Origin of the sequence: Pseudomonas extremaustralis (assembly GCF_900102035.1) — a bacterium.
GTDB lineage: Bacteria > Pseudomonadota > Gammaproteobacteria > Pseudomonadales > Pseudomonadaceae > Aquipseudomonas > Aquipseudomonas extremaustralis.
The window spans coordinates 3,360,904-3,379,597 of record NZ_LT629689.1 but is presented as its reverse complement, the minus strand read 5'-3'; the positions used below and the strand labels follow the sequence as shown (position 1 = coordinate 3,379,597).

Below are 18,694 nucleotides of genomic sequence, written 5' to 3'. Positions count from 1 at the left end.
TCTCCACGTTTTTAGACAGGATCACTATGCCGGCTTCATTCGTTCATCTACGCCTGCACACTGAATACTCCCTGGTCGACGGCCTGGTACGGATCAAACCACTGGTCAAAACCCTGGTGGGCATGAATATGCCTGCGGTCGCGGTTACCGATCAGAACAACATGTGTTCCCTGGTCAAGTTCTACAAGAACGCCATGGGCGCCGGCATCAAGCCGATCTGTGGCGCTGACCTGTGGCTGTCCAACAAAGACCCGGATAACCCCTTGAGCCGCATCAGCCTGCTGGCGATGAACGGCGTCGGTTATCGCAACCTCACTGAGCTGATTTCCCGTGGTTTCATCGACGGTCAGCGCAACGGCTCGATCATCATCGAGCGCGAGTGGGTCGCCGAGGCCAGCGAAGGCCTGATCATGCTGTCGGCCGCCAAAGAGGGTGAGATCGGTATCGCGCTGCTGGGCGGTAATCCCCACGAGGCAGAAGTGCTGGCGCGTGAGTGGATGCAGGTCTTCCCCGATCGTTTCTACCTGGAAGTCCAGCGCACCAACCGTCCCAACGACGAAGAACATCTGCACGCCGCCGTAGCCCTGGCCGACAAGCTGGGCGCGCCACTGGTGGCGACCAACGATGTGCGCTTTATCAAGAAGGAAGATTTCGAAGCCCACGAAACCCGTGTATGCATCGGCGAAGGCCGGGCCCTGGATGACCCGCGCCGCTCCAAGAACTACAGCGAAGAGCAGTACCTTAAAAGCGCCGAGGAAATGGCCGAGCTGTTCTGCGACTTGCCCGAGGCCCTGGAAAACTCCGTCGAGATCGCCAAGCGTTGCAATATCGAAGTGAAACTGGGCAAGCACTTCCTGCCCAACTTCCCGATTCCCGACGGCATGACCATCGATGAGTATTTCCGCAAGGTGTCGTTCGATGGCCTGGAAGAGCGCCTTTCGGTCCTGTTGCCCAAGGACACCACCGAAGATTACGAGGCCAAGCGCCAGGTCTATGTCGATCGGCTGAATTTCGAGCTGGATATCATCATCCAGATGGGATTCCCCGGTTACTTCCTGATCGTGATGGACTTTATCCAGTGGGCCAAGAACAACGGTGTGCCGGTGGGGCCGGGCCGGGGGTCAGGTGCCGGTTCGCTGGTGGCCTATGTGCAGAAGATCACTGACCTCGACCCGTTGGAATACGACCTGCTGTTCGAACGGTTCCTGAACCCGGAACGGGTTTCCATGCCCGACTTCGACGTCGACTTCTGCATGGATGGTCGCGACCGCGTGATCGAATACGTGGCCGAGAAGTACGGCCGCAACGCCGTGAGCCAGATCATCACGTTCGGTTCCATGGCGGCCAAAGCGGTTATCCGCGACGTGGCACGGGTCCAGGGCAAGTCCTACGGCCTGGCGGATCGTCTGTCGAAGATGATTCCATTCGAAGTCGGCATGACCCTGGAAAAAGCCTACGAGCAGGAAGAGATCCTGCGCGACTTCATCAAGGTCGATGAAGAGGCTGCCGAAATCTGGGACATGGCGCGCAAGCTCGAAGGCGTAGTGCGTAACGTCGGTAAACACGCCGGCGGTGTGGTAATCGCGCCGACCAAACTGACTGACTTTTCGCCGATCTATTGCGATGAAGAGGGCGGTGGCCTGGTTACCCAGTTCGACAAGGATGACGTGGAGGCGGCCGGCCTGGTGAAGTTCGACTTCCTGGGCCTGCGGACCCTGACGATCATCGACTGGGCGCTCAAGACCATCAATCGCGACCGCGCCAAGGTCGGCGAGGAACCGCTGGACATCGCGTTTATCCCGCTGGATGACAAGCCGACCTACAGCCTGCTGCAAAAAGCCGAGACCACGGCGGTGTTCCAGCTGGAATCCCGGGGCATGAAAGAGCTGATCAAAAAGCTCAAGCCCGACTGCCTGGAAGACTTGATCGCACTGGTGGCCCTGTTCCGTCCGGGGCCATTGCAATCGGGCATGGTGGACGACTTCATCAACCGTAAGCACGGCCGCGCCGAGTTGGCGTACCCGCACTCCGACTACCAGTACGAGGGCCTCAAGCCCGTACTGGCACCGACCTACGGCATCATTCTGTATCAGGAACAGGTGATGCAGATCGCCCAGGTGATGGCCGGCTACACCCTCGGTGGTGCGGACATGCTGCGTCGCGCCATGGGTAAGAAAAAACCCGAGGAAATGGCCAAGCAGCGCGGCGGTTTCATTGAAGGTTGCGCGACCAACAACATCGATGCAGACCTGGCCGGTAACATTTTCGACCTGGTGGAAAAATTCGCCGGGTACGGCTTCAACAAATCCCACTCCGCTGCCTACGGCCTGGTGTCGTACCAGACGGCGTGGCTGAAAGCCCATTACCCGGCGCCGTTCATGGCGGCGGTGCTGTCAGCGGATATGCACAACACCGACAAGGTCGTGACCTTGATCGAGGAAGTGCGCACGATGAAACTGCGCCTCGACGCGCCGGACGTGAACGCTTCGGAGTTCAAGTTCACGGTAAACGAGGAAGGCCGCATCATTTACGGCCTGGGCGCGATCAAGGGCGTCGGCGAAGGCCCGGTGGAGGCGATCACCGAAGCGCGCCAGGACGGTCCGTTCAAGGACCTGTTCGACTTCTGCGCGCGGGTTGACCTCAAGCGCATCAACAAACGTACCCTCGATGGCTTGATCCGCAGTGGCGCACTCGACCGTCTCGGCCCTTACTTCCATGACGAGCCGAAGGCTTACCAGGCCAATATCGACCGCAATCGCGCGGTGCTGCTCACGGCCATGGAAGAAGCGATCAAGGCCGCCGAGCAGACCGCCCGCACTCACGACAGTGGTCACGCCGACCTGTTTGGCGGGTTGTTCGTCGAAGAAGACGCCGATGTCTATGCCAACCACCGCAAGGCCAAGGAGCTGACCCTCAAGGAGCGCCTCAAGGGTGAAAAAGACACCTTGGGCCTGTACCTGACCGGTCACCCGATTGACGAGTACGAAGGCGAAATCCGCCGGTTTGCCCGTCAGCGCATCATCGACCTGAAACCGGCGCGCGACACCCAGACCGTCGCCGGCATGATCATCGCCCTGCGGGTGATGAAAAATAAAAAGGGCGACAAGATGGGCTTTATCACCCTCGACGACCGTTCCGGCCGGATCGAGGCGTCGCTGTTTGCCGATGCTTTCCATTCGGCGCAGTCGCTGTTGCAGACCGACGCCATGGTGGTGGTGGAAGGTGAGGTCAGCAACGACGACTTCTCCGGCGGCCTGCGCCTGCGGATCAAGCGGGTGATGAGCATGGAAGATGCGCGCACCAACCTGGCCGAAAGCCTGCGCCTGAAGGTGAAAACCGAGGCACTCAAGGGTGATCAGCTACGCTGGTTGGGCGAGTTGCTCAAACGCCACCGTGGTGCATGCCCGGTGACCATGGAATACACCGGTAACGACGCCAAGGCCATGCTGCAGTTCGGTGAGACCTGGCGAATTGATCCCGCTGATGGCTTGATTCAAGCATTGCGTGACCAGTTCGGTCGTGACAACGTCTTCCTCCAATACCGCTGACGATCAGGTGATGGCAAATCGCCTGATCTCGGCCAAACATTTAATCTCGACCTAGACGTGCCTCTCCCTTAAGGTAGGGCGCGAATAGACAACCGGCTGGCCAGGCACTCCTTGGCCGTCGACCCAAGACGGACGCTTATGAACCCGAATTTTCTTGATTTCGAACAGCCGATCGCTGACCTGCAAGCCAAGATTGAAGAACTGCGCCTGGTCGGCAATGACAATTCGCTGAACATCGGCGATGAGATCGCCCGCCTGCAAGACAAGAGCAGTACGCTCACCGAAGACATCTTTGGCAAGCTGACCAGCTGGCAGATCGCTCGCCTGGCCCGCCACCCGCGTCGTCCGTACACTCTGGACTACATTCAGCACATCTTCACCGAGTTCGACGAGTTGCATGGCGACCGCCACTTCTCCGACGACGCGGCCATCGTGGGCGGCATCGCTCGCCTGGATGACCAGCCGGTGATGGTGATCGGTCACCAGAAAGGCCGTGAAGTGCGCGAGAAAGTCCGCCGTAACTTCGGCATGCCGCGTCCGGAAGGCTACCGCAAGGCTTGCCGCCTGATGGAAATGGCCGAACGCTTCAAGATGCCGATCCTGACCTTTATCGACACTCCGGGCGCCTACCCAGGCATCGACGCCGAAGAGCGCAACCAGAGCGAAGCGATTGCCTGGAACCTGCGTGTCATGTCCCGCCTGAAAACCCCGATCATCGCCACCGTGATTGGTGAAGGTGGTTCCGGCGGCGCGTTGGCCATTGGTGTCTGCGACCAACTGAACATGCTGCAATATTCGACCTACGCGGTGATTTCGCCGGAAGGTTGCGCCTCGATCCTGTGGAAAACCGCCGAAAAGGCACCGGATGCCGCTGAAGCCATGGGCATCACTGCCGATCGCCTCAAGGGCCTGGGCATCGTGGATAAAGTCATCGCCGAGCCACTGGGCGGCGCTCACCGCGACCCGGCCGCTGCCGCCGCGACCATCCGTGTCGAGCTGGGTTCGCAACTGGCGATGCTCAAGAAGCTGGATACCGAAGCGCTGCTGGCCCGGCGTTACGAGCGTCTGATGAGCTACGGCCTCTAAATCGCAACAGTAAAAATGTGGGAGGGGGCTTGCCCCCGATTGCTGAGCGTCAGTCAATGCATCAGGTGACTGACCCGCCGCTATCGGGAGCCAGCCCTCTCCCACATTTGCTTTGTGTATGCTTGGCCAACGTATTCCAGGTTTGCGGCGGTAACATCTGATGAAACCCTTACTATCCGCCAAATTCCTGCAAACCCTGGCTCCCTGGCGCAACGCTCCGGCCTGGCATATCGCTTTTTCCGGCGGGCTTGATTCCACCGTCCTGCTGCACCTCCTGGCAAATCTCGCCAAAACTGAGACGCTTCCTACGCTCAGCGCTGTTCATGTCCACCATGGCCTGCAAGCTGCGGCCGATGCCTGGCCTGGTCATTGCCAGTCGGTCTGTGACGCCCTTGGCGTGCCCTTGCGGGTGATGTGCGTGCAGGTGCGGGCAGGCGCAAGCCTGGAGCGCGCGGCCCGTGATGCGCGCTATCAGGCATTCAGTGATGTGGTCGGGGCAGGAGAAGTGTTGCTCATCGGCCAGCACCGCGACGATCAGGCCGAAACCTTGCTGTTTCGTCTGTTGCGCGGCGCGGGGGTGCAAGGGTTGGCGGCCATGCCAATGCAGCGTGCGCTGGCGAGCGGTCATCTGCTGCGGCCGTTGCTGGGCAGTTCGCGCGCGCAGCTGCAGGCCTACGCCGAGGAACACCAGTTGACGTGGGTCGAAGACCCTTCCAACGCCGATCCACGCTTTTCGCGTAATTACCTGCGCCATCGTGTATTTCCGCGGCTGACCGAGCGCTGGCCCCAGGCCGTTGCCAGCCTGGCCCGTGCCGCTGAACATTTGAGCGAAGCCCAAGGCCTGTTGGACGAGTTGGCATGCCTCGACCTGCAAACCGCCGAGCAGCCATCGCCTGTTCCGTGGCTACCCTTGCCATCATTGGCCCTGGCGCCGTTGTGTGCGCTTTCCGACGCGCGTCAACGCAATGCCCTGCGTCACTGGCTGAGCCCGCTGACCCGGTTACCCGACAGCGACCACTGGGCCGGTTGGTATTCCCTGCGTGATGCCAGGGGCGATGCGCAACCCGTATGGCATCTGGCTGGTGGCGAGTTGCACCGTTGCGGCGAGCGTATCTGGTGGTTACCCGTCGCTTGGTCGGATTTTTCCGACGCGGCGGTGAGCTGGCCTGACCCGCAAAGCCCTCTAGCGTTACCCGGTAACGGTCAGTTGAGACTCAGCGGCAGAGCCCCCGGAGGCCCGCTGGTGATCCGGTATCGGCAGGGTGGTGAAGTCATCGACGTGCCAGGTCGGGGCCGGCGTGACTTGAAACGCTTGCTCAACGAAAGCGGGCTGCCCGGCTTCGTCCGTGGCAGATTGCCGCTGCTCTATCAGGGCGAGCAATTGCTGGGGGTGCCCAGCCTGACGGGGCTATGGAACACGGCATGGAACGCGGCGCCTGGCGACTGGCAATTGCATTGGATGCCACAGACTTGCGATCAAGGTTTGAGCTGATAGCGCCTTTCCGGTAGACTACGCTCCCTTCTTGATACAACTTCTGTGGATTCGCCTGAATCGCAGCAGTTGCCGATTACCAAGCAGTCTTTGCTGGGCGATTCCAAAAAATGTGTAGCGATCAACGTACCGGTGCTTCATTGCTGGTCTGTCACAACGCGGCGGTTTTTTTGAAAGGTGCACTGTGATTAATGCAGGTGATCGGGGGCTTCGGCCTCTCTTCGCTTTCCCCGGCGGCTCGGACCGCTTTAACGCAGACTTCTAGGGTTTTTCATGACGCGCTACATATTCGTCACGGGCGGTGTTGTTTCTTCATTGGGGAAAGGCATTGCCTCCGCTTCATTGGCGGCCATCCTGGAGGCGCGGGGACTTAAGGTCACCATGCTCAAGCTGGACCCGTACATCAACGTCGACCCGGGCACCATGAGCCCGTTCCAGCACGGTGAAGTGTTCGTCACCCACGACGGCGCCGAGACCGACCTGGACCTGGGCCACTACGAGCGGTTCATCCGCACGACCATGACCCAGAACAACAACTTCACCACCGGCCGTGTCTACGAACACGTGCTGCGCAAGGAGCGCCGTGGTGACTACCTGGGTGCGACCATCCAGGTGATCCCGCACATCACCGACGAAATCAAGCGCCGCATCATCAAGGGTGCAGGCGATGCCGACGTGGCAATGGTCGAGATCGGTGGCACCGTGGGTGACATCGAATCCCAACCGTTCCTCGAAGCCATCCGCCAGTTGCGTTTCGAAGTCGGCGCCAAGCGCGCGATGCTGATGCACCTGACGCTGGTGCCTTACATCGCCACCGCCGGCGAAACCAAGACCAAGCCAACCCAGCACTCGGTCAAGGAACTGCGTTCCATCGGCCTGCAACCTGATGTGCTGGTGTGCCGTTCCGATCACCCGATCGATATTTCCTCGCGTCGCAAGATCGCGCAGTTCACCAACGTTGAAGAACGTGCGGTGATTGCCCTGGAAGACGCCGACACCATCTACAAGATCCCGGGCATCCTGCATTCCCAGGGCCTGGATGATTTTGTGGTCGAGCGTTTCGGCCTGCAGTGCGGCGGTGCTGACCTGTCCGAGTGGGAAGCCGTGGTCGATGCCAAGCTCAACCCCGAGCACGAAGTCACCATCGCCATGGTCGGCAAGTACATGGAGCTGCTGGACGCATACAAGTCGCTGATCGAAGCGATGAGCCATGCCGGCATCAGCAACCGTACCAAGGTCAACCTGCGCTATATCGATTCCGAAGACATCGAGAATCAGGGCACCGCGCTGCTCGAAGGTGTTGACGCAATCCTCGTCCCGGGCGGTTTCGGCCTGCGTGGCGTGGAAGGCAAGATCACCGCCGTACAGTACGCCCGTGAGAACAAAGTGCCGTACCTGGGGATCTGCCTGGGCATGCAAGTGGCCGTTATCGAGTTCGCCCGTAACGTACTGGGCTGGAAAGACGCCAACTCCACCGAGTTCGACAGCAAGAGCGGCCATCCGGTCGTGGGCTTGATAACCGAGTGGGAAGATGCCACCGGCGCCGTCGAAACCCGTTCCGAAACGTCCGACCTGGGCGGCACCATGCGCCTTGGCGCACAGGACTGCCTGCTGGAGCCGGGTTCGCTGGTACATGACTGCTACGGCAAGGATGTAATCGTCGAGCGCCATCGTCACCGCTACGAAGTGAACAACAACCTGCTGCCGCAGATCAAAGCAGCCGGCCTGAAAGTCTCTGGTCGCTCCGGTGACGGCAAACTGGTCGAAGTGGTCGAGGCACCGGATCATCCATGGTTCGTCGCTTGCCAGTTCCACCCCGAGTTCACCTCGACGCCGCGCGACGGTCACCCGTTGTTCAGCGGTTTCGTCAAAGCAGCACTGACGCAACATCAGAAGAAGGCGTGAACCTGATGGCCCAGAAGATCATTCGCGTAGGCGACATCGAGATTGCCAACGACAAGCCCATGGTGCTGTTCGGCGGCATGAACGTGCTGGAAAGCCGCGACATGGCGATGCAGGTCTGTGAAGAGTACGTCAAGGTCACCCAGAAACTGGGTATCCCTTACGTGTTCAAGGCCAGCTTCGACAAGGCCAACCGTTCGTCCGTCACCTCCTATCGCGGCCCGGGCCTTGAAGAAGGCATGCGGATCTTCCAGGACATCAAGCAAGCCTTCGGCGTGCCGATCATCACCGACGTCCACGAGCCTGAACAGGCTGCCGTGGTCGCCGAAGTGTGCGACATCATCCAGTTGCCGGCCTTCCTGTCGCGCCAGACCGACCTCGTGGTCGCCATGGCCAAGACCGGCGCTGTGATCAATATCAAGAAAGCCCAGTTCCTCGCGCCCCAGGAAATGAAGCACATCCTGAACAAGTGCGTGGAAGCGGGTAACGACCAGTTGATTCTCTGCGAGCGCGGTTCGAGCTTCGGCTACAACAACCTCGTGGTGGACATGCTCGGTTTCGGCATCATGAAACAGTTCGAATACCCGGTGTTCTTCGACGTGACCCACGCGCTGCAAATGCCGGGTGGTCGTGCCGATTCCGCGGGTGGGCGTCGTGCCCAGGTATTGGACCTGGCCAAGGCGGGCATCAGCCAGTCACTGGCGGGCCTGTTCCTGGAAGCCCACCCGGACCCGGACAACGCCAAATGCGACGGTCCGTGTGCCCTGCGCCTGGACAAACTGGAGCCTTTCCTGGCCCAGCTCAAGCAATTGGACGAACTGGTCAAGAGTTTTCCGACAGTAGAGACCGCGTAAGCGGCGTTTCTCCGGTAGAATTTCCCACGTTTTATGCTCAGGCCCTCGGGCCTGAGCCTTGTCGTCTGCAAGTCTGCCCCGTTGTTTCCCCCTTGCGGTCGTTCAAAAGATTTCCTTCAGCTGCGTCGTTTTCGTCAACTTTGGAGTGTTTACAACAATGGCAAAAATCGTCGACATCAAAGGTCGTGAAGTTCTCGACTCCCGTGGCAACCCAACCGTCGAAGCCGACGTGCTTCTCGATAACGGCATCATCGGCAGCGCCTGCGCGCCGTCCGGTGCTTCCACGGGTTCGCGCGAAGCGCTGGAACTGCGTGATGGCGACAAGAGCCGTTATCTGGGCAAGGGTGTCCTCAAGGCGGTAGCCAACATTAACGGTCCGATCCGTGACCTGTTGCTGGGCAAAGACCCCGTGGACCAGAAAGCCCTGGACCACGCGATGATCAAGCTCGACGGCACCGAAAACAAAGGCAGCCTGGGCGCCAACGCCATCCTCGCCGTGTCCCTGGCCGCCGCCAAGGCTGCCGCGCAGGATCAGGACCTGCCGCTGTACGCCCACATCGCCAGCCTGAACGGTACTCCGGGTGTCTACTCGATGCCGGTACCGATGATGAACATCATCAACGGTGGCGAGCACGCCGATAACAACGTCGACATCCAGGAATTCATGGTGCAGCCAGTTGGCGCCAAGACCTTCTCCGAAGGCCTGCGCATGGGCACCGAGATTTTCCATCACCTCAAGGCTGTTCTGAAGGCCCGTGGCCTGAGCACTGCCGTTGGTGACGAAGGTGGTTTCGCACCGAACCTGGCGTCCAACGAAGATGCACTGAAAGTGATCTCCGAAGCGGTGGCCAACGCCGGCTACACCCTGGGCACCGATGTGACCCTGGCCCTGGACTGCGCGGCCAGCGAGTTCTATGAAGATGGCAAATACAACCTGTCCGGCGAAGGCCAGGTGTTCAACTCCGAAGGTTTTGCCGAGTACCTCAAAGGCCTGACCCAGCGCTACCCGATCATCTCGATCGAAGACGGCCTGGACGAGTCCGACTGGGCCGGCTGGAAAATCCTCACCGACAAGATCGGCGAGAAAATCCAATTGGTGGGCGACGACCTGTTCGTGACCAACACCAAGATCCTGAAAGAAGGCATCGACAAAAAGATCGCCAACTCGATCCTGATCAAGTTCAACCAGATCGGCACCCTGACCGAAACCCTGGAAGCCATCCAGATGGCCAAGGCTGCGGGCTACACCGCCGTGATCTCCCACCGCTCCGGCGAAACCGAAGATTCGACCATTGCCGACCTGGCCGTGGGCACTTCGGCGGGTCAGATCAAGACCGGTTCCCTCTGCCGTTCCGACCGCGTGTCCAAGTACAACCAATTGCTGCGTATCGAAGAGCAACTGGGTGGCAAAGCCAAGTACAACGGTCGCGGTGAGTTTCGCGGTTGATCAGTAAGTGGTAAAAAGTCGGCGGATTGCGTCGGAAAAATCACGAGAGTGTGAAATTCGACGCTAATCTGATGGCGATCAAGTACAAGCCTGGTTTTTCCAGGCTTCGTGCTATCAGTTGCTTTAAAAGTTTTGCATGGCTGTCTTTTTTCACTGGATACCCGATATTCGATGCGCAGTCCCAATTGGTTGTTCCTCGTCTTGCTCTTGTTGCTGGCTGGCCTGCAGTACCGCCTATGGGTGGGTAACGGCAGCTTTGCGCAGGTAAAAGACCTGACTCAGCAAATTGCCGACCAGCACGCCGAAAACGAACGCCTGCTGGAGCGCAACCGCGTCCTCGATGCCGAGGTGCTTGAGCTGAAAAAAGGTACCGAGACCGTTGAAGAGCGGGCTCGTCATGAGTTGGGCATGGTCAAGGAGGGTGAAACCCTCTACCAGTTGGCCCAATGAGCAAGCGTTTGCCGGCCTTCTGGGCCGTGATTCCTGCCGCGGGCGTCGGTGCCCGTATGGCTGCGGACCGTCCCAAACAATATTTGCAACTGGGCGGGCGCACTATTCTCGAACACAGCCTTGGCTGTTTTCTCGACCACCCCTCGCTCAAGGGGCTGGTGGTCAGTCTTGCTGTTGATGACCCTTATTGGCCCAGCCTGGCGTGTGCCGCTGACCCGCGTATCCAGCGTGCGGATGGTGGTTCCGAGCGTTCAGGGTCGGTGCTCAATGCCTTGCTGCACCTCAATGCCTTGGGCGCCAGCGATGATGATTGGGTCTTGGTGCACGATGCTGCGCGGCCCAACCTGAGCCGTGAAGATCTCGACAAACTGCTGGCCGAGCTCGCGGACGATCCAGTGGGTGGCCTGCTGGCCGTGCCGGCCCGCGACACGCTCAAACGGGTGGACAAGCATGGTCGCGTCATCGAGACCGTCGACCGCAGCCTGATCTGGCAAGCCTACACACCGCAGATGTTCCGACTGGGGGCGCTGCACCGTGCGCTGGCCGACAGTCTTGTGGCCGATGCGGTTGTTACCGACGAGGCGTCGGCCATGGAGTGGTCCGGTCAGTCGCCGCGACTGATCGAGGGGCGCTCGGACAATATCAAGGTGACCCGGCCCGAGGACCTGGAATGGCTGCGACTACGTTGGGCCAACCGGTTGTAGGAGCGAGCTTGCTCGCGGAAAACGTCAACGATAACGCGGACAATCTGGATTGAAGCGGCGCTCTCAGGTTTTTCGCGAGCAAGCTCGCTCCTGCACAAAAGCCATCAATGCTCAGCACCGTACTCGGGTCGTTCGGCTAACCCTGCCTTTAGGTAATCCACCAGCTTCCTGACCTTCGGCGACAAATGCCGCTGCTGCGGATACAGTGCCCACACCGCCGTATTGGGCGGCTGATGCGCCTCCAACAACGACACCAGTGCGCCGCTGTGCAAGTGCTCGAGCACGTAATAGTCTGGCAACTGGCACAACCCCACCCCTTGCAACGCCGCGTCTAACACCGCCTGCCCACTGTTGCAGCGCCAGTTGCCCTGCACGCGCTGGGAAAATTCTCGTCCGTCCTGGTCCAACTGCCAGATGTCCGAGCTACCGATCAGGCAGTTATGCCGGCTCAATTCCGACAAGCTATGGGGACGACCATACCGCGCCAGGTAGGAGGGCGACGCGCACAGGTACATGCGCCTCGGCGCCAGGCGGCTGGCGACCATGCGAGAGTCTTGCAGGCGCCCCAGGCGAATCGCCAGGTCGAGGCCTTCATGCACCAGATCCAGTTGACGATTGCTCAGCTCGATATCCACCCGCAGTTGCGGATAAAGCCCCATGAACCGTGTCACCAGCGGCACGATAAAGCGCTCGCCATACGCCACCGCGCAGGTCATGCGCAACATGCCCTTGGGTTCACTGGCCAGGTCACCCACCGCGCGCAGGGCTTCTTCACGACCGTCCTGCAAACGCTGGCAATGTTGCAGAAAGGTCTGACCCGCTTCGGTGAGGGTCACTTTGCGCGTGCTGCGATACAGCAAGCGCGTTTGCAAGCGCTCTTCCAGGCGTGCCACTTGCCGGCTGATATGGGACGAAGACACCCCAAGGCGTTCCGCCGCTGCCGTGAATTGGCTGCATTCAGCGACGGCCACAAACTCATCGATGCCTTCCCAGCGGTTTTCCAGCATGGCAATTATCCCTGTACAGCAATAAAGTTTTGCTTTCGCTCGGATTATTAATCAACCGGCCATGTTTTACACTCGCCGCCTCAGTATTCAATTCCCTGGAGAAACCCGGATGATCAAGTCCCGCGCTGCCGTAGCCTTCGAAGCCAAGAAGCCCCTTGAGATCGTTGAAGTGGATGTGGCCATGCCCAAGGCCGGTGAAGTGCTGTTGCGGGTGGTCGCGTCCGGCGTGTGCCACACCGACGCCTACACCTTGTCCGGCGCTGACCCGGAAGGCATCTTCCCGTCGATCCTCGGTCATGAAGGCGGGGCGGTGGTTGAAGCGATTGGCGAGGGCGTGACCTCGGTCGCAGTGGGCGACCACGTGATCCCGCTGTACACCCCGGAATGCGGCAAGTGCAAATTCTGCCTGTCGGGCAAGACCAACCTGTGCCAGGCCATCCGTGCCACCCAAGGCAAAGGCCTGATGCCCGATGGCACCACGCGCTTTTCCTACAAGGGGCGGCCGATTTTCCACTACATGGGTACCTCGACCTTTTCCGAATACACCGTGCTCCCGGAAATTTCCGTGGCCAAGATTCCTAAAGACGCCCCCCTGGAAAAAGTCTGCCTGCTCGGTTGCGGCGTCACCACCGGCATTGGTGCGGTGATCAATACCGCCAAGGTCAAGCCCGGCAACACCGTGGCCATCTTTGGCCTCGGCGGTATCGGCTTGTCGGCGGTGATCGGTGCGGTCAAGGCCAAGGCCGGTCGCATCATCGCCATCGACATCAACCCGGCCAAGTTTGAAATCGCCAAGCAACTGGGCGCTACTGACTGCATCAACCCAAAAGACTACGACCGCCCGATCCAGGACGTGATTGTGGATTTGACTGACGGCGGCGTGGACTTTTCCTTCGAGTGCATCGGCAATGTGCAACTGATGCGTGCGGCGCTCGAGTGCTGCCACAAAGGTTGGGGTGAGTCGGTCATCATCGGTGTTGCCGGTGCCGGCCAGGAGATTTCCACTCGCCCATTCCAGTTGGTGACCGGTCGCGTCTGGCGCGGATCGGCCTTCGGCGGCGTGCGCGGTCGCAGCGAACTGCCAAGCTACGTGGAAATGGCCCAGGCCGGCGAAATTCCGCTGGATACGTTCATCACCCACACCATGGGCCTGGAAGACATCAACAAGGCGTTTGACCTGATGCATGAAGGCAAGAGCATTCGTACCGTCATCCACTTCTGAGGTCGGCCATGAGTCTGGAAAACCTGTCGTGCCAGAAAAGCTTCGGTGGCTGGCATAAACGCTATAAGCACTACTCCGATGTGCTGGATTGCGACATGACCTTCGCCGTCTACCTGCCGCCGCAAGCGGAGCAGGGCGGCAAGTTGCCGGTGGTGTACTGGTTGTCCGGGTTGACCTGCACCGATGAAAACTTCATGCAGAAAGCCGGCGCTCAGCGCATGGCCGCCGAGCTGGGGCTGATCATCGTTGCGCCGGACACCAGCCCGCGTGGTCCAGGCGTGCCCGGTGATCCCGATAACGCCTGGGATTTCGGTCTGGGGGCCGGTTTCTATCTGAATGCCACCCAGGAACCCTGGGCCAAGCACTATCGGATGCATGACTACGTGGTGCAGGAATTGCCGGCACTGGTCGAGGCGCATTTCCCGGCTTCGGATAAACGCGGCATCAGCGGTCACTCGATGGGGGGGCATGGTGCGCTGGTGTGTGCATTACGCAACCCGGGGCGTTACCTGTCAGTGTCGGCGTTTTCGCCGATCAACAATCCGATGGATTGCCCATGGGGCCAGAAAGCCTTTTCCCGCTACCTGGGCGAAGAGCGCGCGAAGTGGCGCGAGTGGGATGCCTGCGTACTGATCAGCGAAGCTTCGCAAAAGCTGCCTTTGCTGGTGGACCAGGGCGACCGCGACGACTTCCTTGCCGTGCAGCTCAAGCCAGAAGCCTTGCAGCAAGCGGCCAAGGCGGCGAACCATCCGCTGGAACTGCGCCTGCAGCCCGGCTACGACCACAGCTACTTCTTTATCGCCAGTTTCATCGAAGACCATTTGCGACACCATGGCCGTGCTTTGCTCGGTTAATGTGAGGCAAAAGTAGGTAGAATCACGCCCTGAATTAAATCGGGGCGTTTTTTTATGCGTATTGGTCACGGCTACGATGTGCACCGTTTTGCCGAAGGCGATTTCATCACCCTGGGCGGCGTGCGTATTGCGCACCACCATGGGTTGCTGGCTCATTCCGATGGCGACGTGCTGTTGCACGCCTTGAGCGATGCCTTGCTCGGCGCGGCCGCGTTGGGCGATATCGGCAAGCACTTTCCTGACACCGACCCCACCTTCAAGGGGGCCGACAGCCGCGTCCTGCTGCGCCATGTGGTCGGCCTGATCCATGCCAAGGGCTGGAAGGTCGGTAATGTCGACAACACTATCGTGGCCCAGGCGCCGAAAATGGCCCCCCATATCGAATCGATGCGGGCGCTGATTGCCGCAGACCTGCAAATTGAACTGGATCAAGTCAACGTGAAAGCCACCACCACCGAAAAGCTCGGGTTTACCGGTCGCGAAGAGGGCATCGCGGTGCACTCCGTCGCCTTGTTGCTGCGCGCATGAACGACCTGCAACAGCTGGGCCCACGGGCCTACGGCGAGGCCCTGGGCAGCGCGGTACTGAAGGCCACGGCCGAAGACTTCCAGGTTGACGAAGTGCTGGATATCCCGCTGACCGGCGAGGGTGAGCACCTGTGGTTGTGGGTGGAGAAGCGTGGTCTCAACACCGAAGAAGCGGCGCGTCGGATCGCCAAGGCGGCTGGCGTGCCGTTGCGTACTGTCAGCTATGCGGGGCTCAAGGATCGCCAGGCGTTGACCCGCCAGTGGTTCAGCGTGCAACTGCCGGGCAAGGCCGATCCGGACATGAGCGCTGCGGAAAACGACGCCCTCAAAATCCTCAAGACCGCCCGCCACAAGCGCAAGCTGCAACGGGGTGCACATTCGGCCAACGGCTTTACCCTGCGCCTGACTCAACTGGTGGGTGACACCGCCGCCATCGACGCGCGCCTGCAACTGATCGCACAGCACGGCATTCCGAACTACTTCGGCGCCCAGCGTTTCGGCCACAACGGCGGCAATCTCACCGACGCCCGCGAATGGGCCGCCCGCAAGGCCTTGCCGGAACAGCGCAATGTGCGTTCGCGCCTGCTGTCCACCGCTCGCAGCTACCTGTTCAACAAAGTGCTGGCGGCACGCGTCGCCGACGGTTCCTGGCAGCGTGCGCAGGTCGGCGACCTGCTGGCATTTACCGACAGTCGCAGTTTTTTCCCGGCCGGCGAAGCCGAGTGCAGCGACCCACGCCTGGCGATTCTGGACCTGCATCCGACCGGGCCGCAGTGGGGCGAGGGCGATTCGCCGGCTGCCGGAGCGACCTTCGCCTTGGAACAGGCGGTTGCCGCCGGTGAAGCTGACCTGCGCGATTGGCTGGTGAATGCCGGTATGAGCCAGGAGCGTCGCATTCTGCGACTGCCCATTGGCGGTTTGACGTGGCATTATCCGTCGCTGGACATTCTGCAATTGGAATTCGTCCTGCCGGCCGGATGCTTCGCCACTGTCTTGGTGCGCGAGCTTGTTGATCTGGTGCCGGTGGGGCAGACGGACAACCCATGCGTATTCTGATATCAAACGATGACGGTGCCACCGCACCCGGCTTGGCTGCGCTCTATGCTGCGCTGGAAGATTATGCCGAGTGCGTGGTGGTTGCCCCCGACCAGGACAAGAGCGGTGCCAGCAGTTCGCTGACACTCGACCGTCCGCTGCACGTGCAGGTACTGCCCAATGGCTTTATGAGCGTGAACGGTACCCCGACCGACTGCGTGCACCTGGCCATCAACAGTTTGTTGGATCGCGCGCCGGACCTGGTGGTGTCGGGCATCAATCTGGGGGCGAACCTGGGGGATGATGTCCTGTATTCCGGTACCGTGGCGGCTGCCCTTGAAGGCCGTTTCCTGGGTGGTACGTCGCTAGCGTTCTCCTTCGCCACGCGCCAGCTCGAGAATCTGCCCACTGCCGCCTATTTCGCGCGCAAGCTGGTAGAGGCCCATGGCTCCCTGGACCTGCCGCCGCGCACAGTGCTCAACGTCAATATTCCCAACCTGCCCCTCGAGCATGTTCGCGGCATTCAGCTCACCCGCCTGGGCCATCGCGCCCGTGCGGCAGCACCATTGAAGGTGGTTGATCCGCGAGGCAAGGAAGGCTATTGGATCGCTGCCGCGGGCGACGCCGAAGATGGCGGCCCGGGCACGGATTTTCACGCGGTGATGCAAGGTTATGTGTCGATTACCCCGTTGCAACTCGATCGCACCTTCAGTGATGCCTTCAGTAGTCTCGATGGATGGTTGGAGGGGCTGCGCTGATGGCTCGTGAACAGGACGACCTGCTGCGCCGAGGTATCGGGATGACCTCCCAGCGTACCCGCGAGCGTTTGATCCAGCGTTTGTACGAAGAGGGCTTGTCCAACGCCCAGGTGCTGGAAGTCATCCGGCGCACGCCTCGGCATCTGTTTGTCGATGAAGCATTGGCCCACCGCGCCTATGAAGACACGGCGCTGCCGATCGGGCATAACCAGACCATCTCGCAGCCCTATATGGTTGCGCGCATGAGCGAGCTGCTGCTGGCGGCGGGGCCGTTGGACAAGGTGCTGGAGATCGGCACCGGCTCTGGCTACCAGACGGCGGTGCTGGCGCAACTGGTGGAGCGGGTGTTCTCCGTGGAGCGTATCAAGGTGCTGCAGGATCGCGCCAAGGAACGCCTGGTGGAGTTGAACCTGCGCAACGTGGTCTTTCGCTGGGGCGATGGCTGGGAAGGCTGGCCGGCGCTGGCGCCGTACAATGGCATCATCGTCACCGCCGTGGCCACCGACGTCCCGCAGGCCTTGCTCGATCAACTGGCTCCGGGCGGGCGGTTGGTTATCCCGGTGGGTTCCGGCGAAGTGCAACAATTGATGCTCATTATTCGTGAGGACGAAGGTTTTTCCCGGCATGTGCTGGGTGCCGTGCGTTTTGTGCCTCTGCTCAATGGTCCGCTGGCCTGAGCATTTCCTTACTGGCAGTGAATTCTGTTGATTAGGACATGTCTTACGGCTGGGTCTATCGATTCAACATACTTGGCGATGGTATTCATCACGATGAATGTTTCGTTTCGGTCGTGTGCCGGTAAAAAGCCAATGCCCAGTTATACTTGCGACATATTTCAAGCCTGGTACAGGCGTTCATGTTCAGCCACCACAAAGGGAGCGGCGGGTGAGTCTCACAGGTCTTGCGCAGCGTATGAGTAAAACAAGCTTTCAGCGACTGGTGCTTGGCCTTGTCTTGAGTTCCTTATTGGCGGCCTGTTCGAGCACGCCATCCGGCGGCGCGCGGGTCGTTGACCGTAACAATGCCGCGCCGCAAAAGCCGACGGTGACCACCGGGCAATATGTGGTGCGCAAGGGCGATACGCTGTTCTCGATCGCCTTCCGTTACGGTTGGGACTACAAGGCACTTGCAGCTCGAAACAATATTCCTGTGCCGTACACCATACATCCGGGTCAGACGATTCGCTTCGATGGGCGTACCGGTTCAACGTCTACGACAGTTGTGACAAACAGCGGTTCTTCCCCATCCTCTTCAAGCAAAACCACCATCATTACGCGGCCTGCGGGCACCGCCGCGCCCACCACTGCGAGCAAGCCCGCCCCCGCGCCGCTGCCCCCCGCAGGGCCTGCACCGACCGGTTGGGGATGGCCTTCGAACGGCGTATTGATTGGAAAATTCTCTTCAAACGGTAGTTTGAATAAAGGCATTGATATCGCCGGGGATTTGGGACAGCCTGTTTTAGCTGCGTCTGATGGGACAGTGGTATACGCCGGGAGTGGATTACGGGGCTACGGCGAGCTGGTCATCATCAAACACAGCGATACCTACGTCAGTGCTTACGGCCACAACCGTAGGCTGTTGGTTCGGGAGGGGCAGCAGGTCAAGGTCGGACAGACAATTGCCGAAATGGGGTCAACTGGTACAGACCGGGTGAAACTGCACTTTGAGATTCGCCGCCAAGGGAAGCCTGTAGATCCGCTGCAATTCCTACCCCGTCGTTGATGTGTTGCCAGCCTGTTCCCTCACGTAGAAGGAACAGGCTCCAGCGTTGCCAAGGATAAAGGCGTCGCTTGAGCTTGAGGTCGAAC

At 60.2% G+C, this 18,694-nt stretch carries 16 protein-coding genes; 15 read left to right on the top strand and 1 reads right to left on the bottom strand.

Translation table 11 applies throughout. From position 1 onward, the window contains the following. Positions 1 to 26 precede the first annotated feature (26 nt). The 8 genes from dnaE to ispD all read left to right on the top strand — a co-directional run bounded on the left by dnaE (position 27) and on the right by ispD (position 11,483). The gene (gene dnaE, locus BLR63_RS15515; protein ID WP_010563531.1) at positions 27 to 3,548 is read left to right on the top strand and encodes a DNA polymerase III subunit alpha; all 3,522 of its coding nucleotides are present in this window, start codon (positions 27 to 29) and stop codon (positions 3,546 to 3,548) included. A gap of 138 nt (positions 3,549 to 3,686) precedes the next feature. Beyond that, positions 3,687 to 4,634, top strand: coding sequence for an acetyl-CoA carboxylase carboxyltransferase subunit alpha (locus BLR63_RS15510; protein WP_010563532.1), 948 nt, complete (start codon positions 3,687 to 3,689; stop codon positions 4,632 to 4,634). Positions 4,635 to 4,794: 160 nt separating this feature from the next. Continuing rightward, positions 4,795 to 6,126, top strand: coding sequence for a tRNA lysidine(34) synthetase TilS (gene tilS, locus BLR63_RS15505; RefSeq protein WP_010563533.1), 1,332 nt, complete (start codon positions 4,795 to 4,797; stop codon positions 6,124 to 6,126). 273 nt (positions 6,127 to 6,399) lie between these two features. Beyond that, positions 6,400 to 8,031, top strand: coding sequence for a CTP synthase (locus BLR63_RS15500; RefSeq protein ID WP_010563534.1), 1,632 nt, complete (start codon positions 6,400 to 6,402; stop codon positions 8,029 to 8,031). 5 nt (positions 8,032 to 8,036) lie between these two features. Beyond that, positions 8,037 to 8,882 carry a 3-deoxy-8-phosphooctulonate synthase gene (gene kdsA / locus BLR63_RS15495; protein WP_010563535.1) on the top strand — a complete coding sequence of 282 codons (846 nt, stop codon included), beginning with the start codon at positions 8,037 to 8,039 and terminating at the stop codon, positions 8,880 to 8,882. Positions 8,883 to 9,039: 157 nt separating this feature from the next. Beyond that, positions 9,040 to 10,329 carry a phosphopyruvate hydratase gene (eno, locus tag BLR63_RS15490; protein WP_010563536.1) on the top strand — a complete coding sequence of 430 codons (1,290 nt, stop codon included), beginning with the start codon at positions 9,040 to 9,042 and terminating at the stop codon, positions 10,327 to 10,329. A gap of 171 nt (positions 10,330 to 10,500) precedes the next feature. After that, complete coding sequence (ftsB, locus tag BLR63_RS15485) at positions 10,501 to 10,779, top strand: cell division protein FtsB (protein WP_003172294.1); 279 nt, start codon at positions 10,501 to 10,503, stop codon at positions 10,777 to 10,779. Continuing rightward, on the top strand, positions 10,776 to 11,483 hold the full coding sequence (ispD, locus tag BLR63_RS15480) for a 2-C-methyl-D-erythritol 4-phosphate cytidylyltransferase (protein WP_010563537.1): 708 nt from the start codon (positions 10,776 to 10,778) through the stop codon (positions 11,481 to 11,483). The genes ftsB and ispD overlap by 4 nt, the downstream gene beginning before the upstream one ends. Positions 11,484 to 11,587: 104 nt before the next feature. On the opposite strand, the gene BLR63_RS15475 is transcribed toward ispD, so the two are convergent. Then, on the bottom strand, positions 11,588 to 12,490 hold the full coding sequence (locus BLR63_RS15475) for a LysR substrate-binding domain-containing protein (RefSeq protein ID WP_010563538.1): 903 nt from the start codon (positions 12,488 to 12,490) through the stop codon (positions 11,588 to 11,590). Between the two features lie 109 nt (positions 12,491 to 12,599). On the opposite strand from BLR63_RS15475, the gene BLR63_RS15470 reads away from it, so the two are divergent. The 7 genes from BLR63_RS15470 (at position 12,600) to BLR63_RS15440 (ending at position 18,608) form a co-directional block, all read left to right on the top strand. Continuing rightward, positions 12,600 to 13,712 (top strand): S-(hydroxymethyl)glutathione dehydrogenase/class III alcohol dehydrogenase, encoded by a 1,113-nt coding sequence (locus BLR63_RS15470; protein ID WP_010563539.1) that lies wholly within the window; start codon positions 12,600 to 12,602, stop codon positions 13,710 to 13,712. Between the two features lie 8 nt (positions 13,713 to 13,720). After that, entirely contained in the window at positions 13,721 to 14,566 is an 846-nt protein-coding gene (gene fghA / locus BLR63_RS15465) for an S-formylglutathione hydrolase (RefSeq protein WP_010563540.1), read from the top strand. A 54-nt stretch (positions 14,567 to 14,620) separates the two neighbouring features. Beyond that, positions 14,621 to 15,094 carry a 2-C-methyl-D-erythritol 2,4-cyclodiphosphate synthase gene (gene ispF, locus BLR63_RS15460; protein WP_010563541.1) on the top strand — a complete coding sequence of 158 codons (474 nt, stop codon included), beginning with the start codon at positions 14,621 to 14,623 and terminating at the stop codon, positions 15,092 to 15,094. After that, positions 15,091 to 16,149, top strand: coding sequence for a tRNA pseudouridine(13) synthase TruD (truD, locus tag BLR63_RS15455; protein WP_010563542.1), 1,059 nt, complete (start codon positions 15,091 to 15,093; stop codon positions 16,147 to 16,149). Before ispF ends, truD begins: the two co-directional genes overlap by 4 nt. Next, a complete protein-coding gene (gene surE, locus BLR63_RS15450) occupies positions 16,137 to 16,886 on the top strand; it encodes a 5'/3'-nucleotidase SurE (protein ID WP_010563543.1) in 750 nt (249 codons plus the stop codon). The genes truD and surE overlap by 13 nt, the downstream gene beginning before the upstream one ends. A gap of 41 nt (positions 16,887 to 16,927) precedes the next feature. Beyond that, on the top strand, positions 16,928 to 17,563 hold the full coding sequence (locus tag BLR63_RS15445; protein WP_010563544.1) for a protein-L-isoaspartate(D-aspartate) O-methyltransferase: 636 nt from the start codon (positions 16,928 to 16,930) through the stop codon (positions 17,561 to 17,563). A 208-nt stretch (positions 17,564 to 17,771) separates the two neighbouring features. Then, positions 17,772 to 18,608, top strand: a complete 837-nt coding sequence (locus BLR63_RS15440) for a peptidoglycan DD-metalloendopeptidase family protein (RefSeq protein ID WP_042946522.1) — start codon at positions 17,772 to 17,774, stop codon at positions 18,606 to 18,608. Positions 18,609 to 18,694 lie beyond the last annotated feature (86 nt).

What these genes read in the sequence shown, in the direction of transcription:
- ftsB (WP_003172294.1), top strand. Translation starts at nt 10,501, where the DNA reads ATGCGCAGTCCCAATTGGTTGTTCCTCGTCTTGCTCTTGTTGCTGGCT.
- BLR63_RS15500 (WP_010563534.1), top strand. Translation starts at nt 6,400, where the DNA reads ATGACGCGCTACATATTCGTCACGGGCGGTGTTGTTTCTTCATTGGGG.
- truD (WP_010563542.1), top strand. Translation starts at nt 15,091, where the DNA reads ATGAACGACCTGCAACAGCTGGGCCCACGGGCCTACGGCGAGGCCCTG.
- ispF (WP_010563541.1), top strand. Translation starts at nt 14,621, where the DNA reads ATGCGTATTGGTCACGGCTACGATGTGCACCGTTTTGCCGAAGGCGAT.
- BLR63_RS15475 (WP_010563538.1), bottom strand. Translation starts at nt 12,490, where the DNA reads ATGCTGGAAAACCGCTGGGAAGGCATCGATGAGTTTGTGGCCGTCGCT.
- tilS (WP_010563533.1), top strand. Translation starts at nt 4,795, where the DNA reads ATGAAACCCTTACTATCCGCCAAATTCCTGCAAACCCTGGCTCCCTGG.
- fghA (WP_010563540.1), top strand. Translation starts at nt 13,721, where the DNA reads ATGAGTCTGGAAAACCTGTCGTGCCAGAAAAGCTTCGGTGGCTGGCAT.
- surE (WP_010563543.1), top strand. Translation starts at nt 16,137, where the DNA reads ATGCGTATTCTGATATCAAACGATGACGGTGCCACCGCACCCGGCTTG.
- ispD (WP_010563537.1), top strand. Translation starts at nt 10,776, where the DNA reads ATGAGCAAGCGTTTGCCGGCCTTCTGGGCCGTGATTCCTGCCGCGGGC.
- dnaE (WP_010563531.1), top strand. Translation starts at nt 27, where the DNA reads ATGCCGGCTTCATTCGTTCATCTACGCCTGCACACTGAATACTCCCTG.
- BLR63_RS15510 (WP_010563532.1), top strand. Translation starts at nt 3,687, where the DNA reads ATGAACCCGAATTTTCTTGATTTCGAACAGCCGATCGCTGACCTGCAA.
- eno (WP_010563536.1), top strand. Translation starts at nt 9,040, where the DNA reads ATGGCAAAAATCGTCGACATCAAAGGTCGTGAAGTTCTCGACTCCCGT.
- BLR63_RS15445 (WP_010563544.1), top strand. Translation starts at nt 16,928, where the DNA reads ATGACCTCCCAGCGTACCCGCGAGCGTTTGATCCAGCGTTTGTACGAA.
- BLR63_RS15470 (WP_010563539.1), top strand. Translation starts at nt 12,600, where the DNA reads ATGATCAAGTCCCGCGCTGCCGTAGCCTTCGAAGCCAAGAAGCCCCTT.
- kdsA (WP_010563535.1), top strand. Translation starts at nt 8,037, where the DNA reads ATGGCCCAGAAGATCATTCGCGTAGGCGACATCGAGATTGCCAACGAC.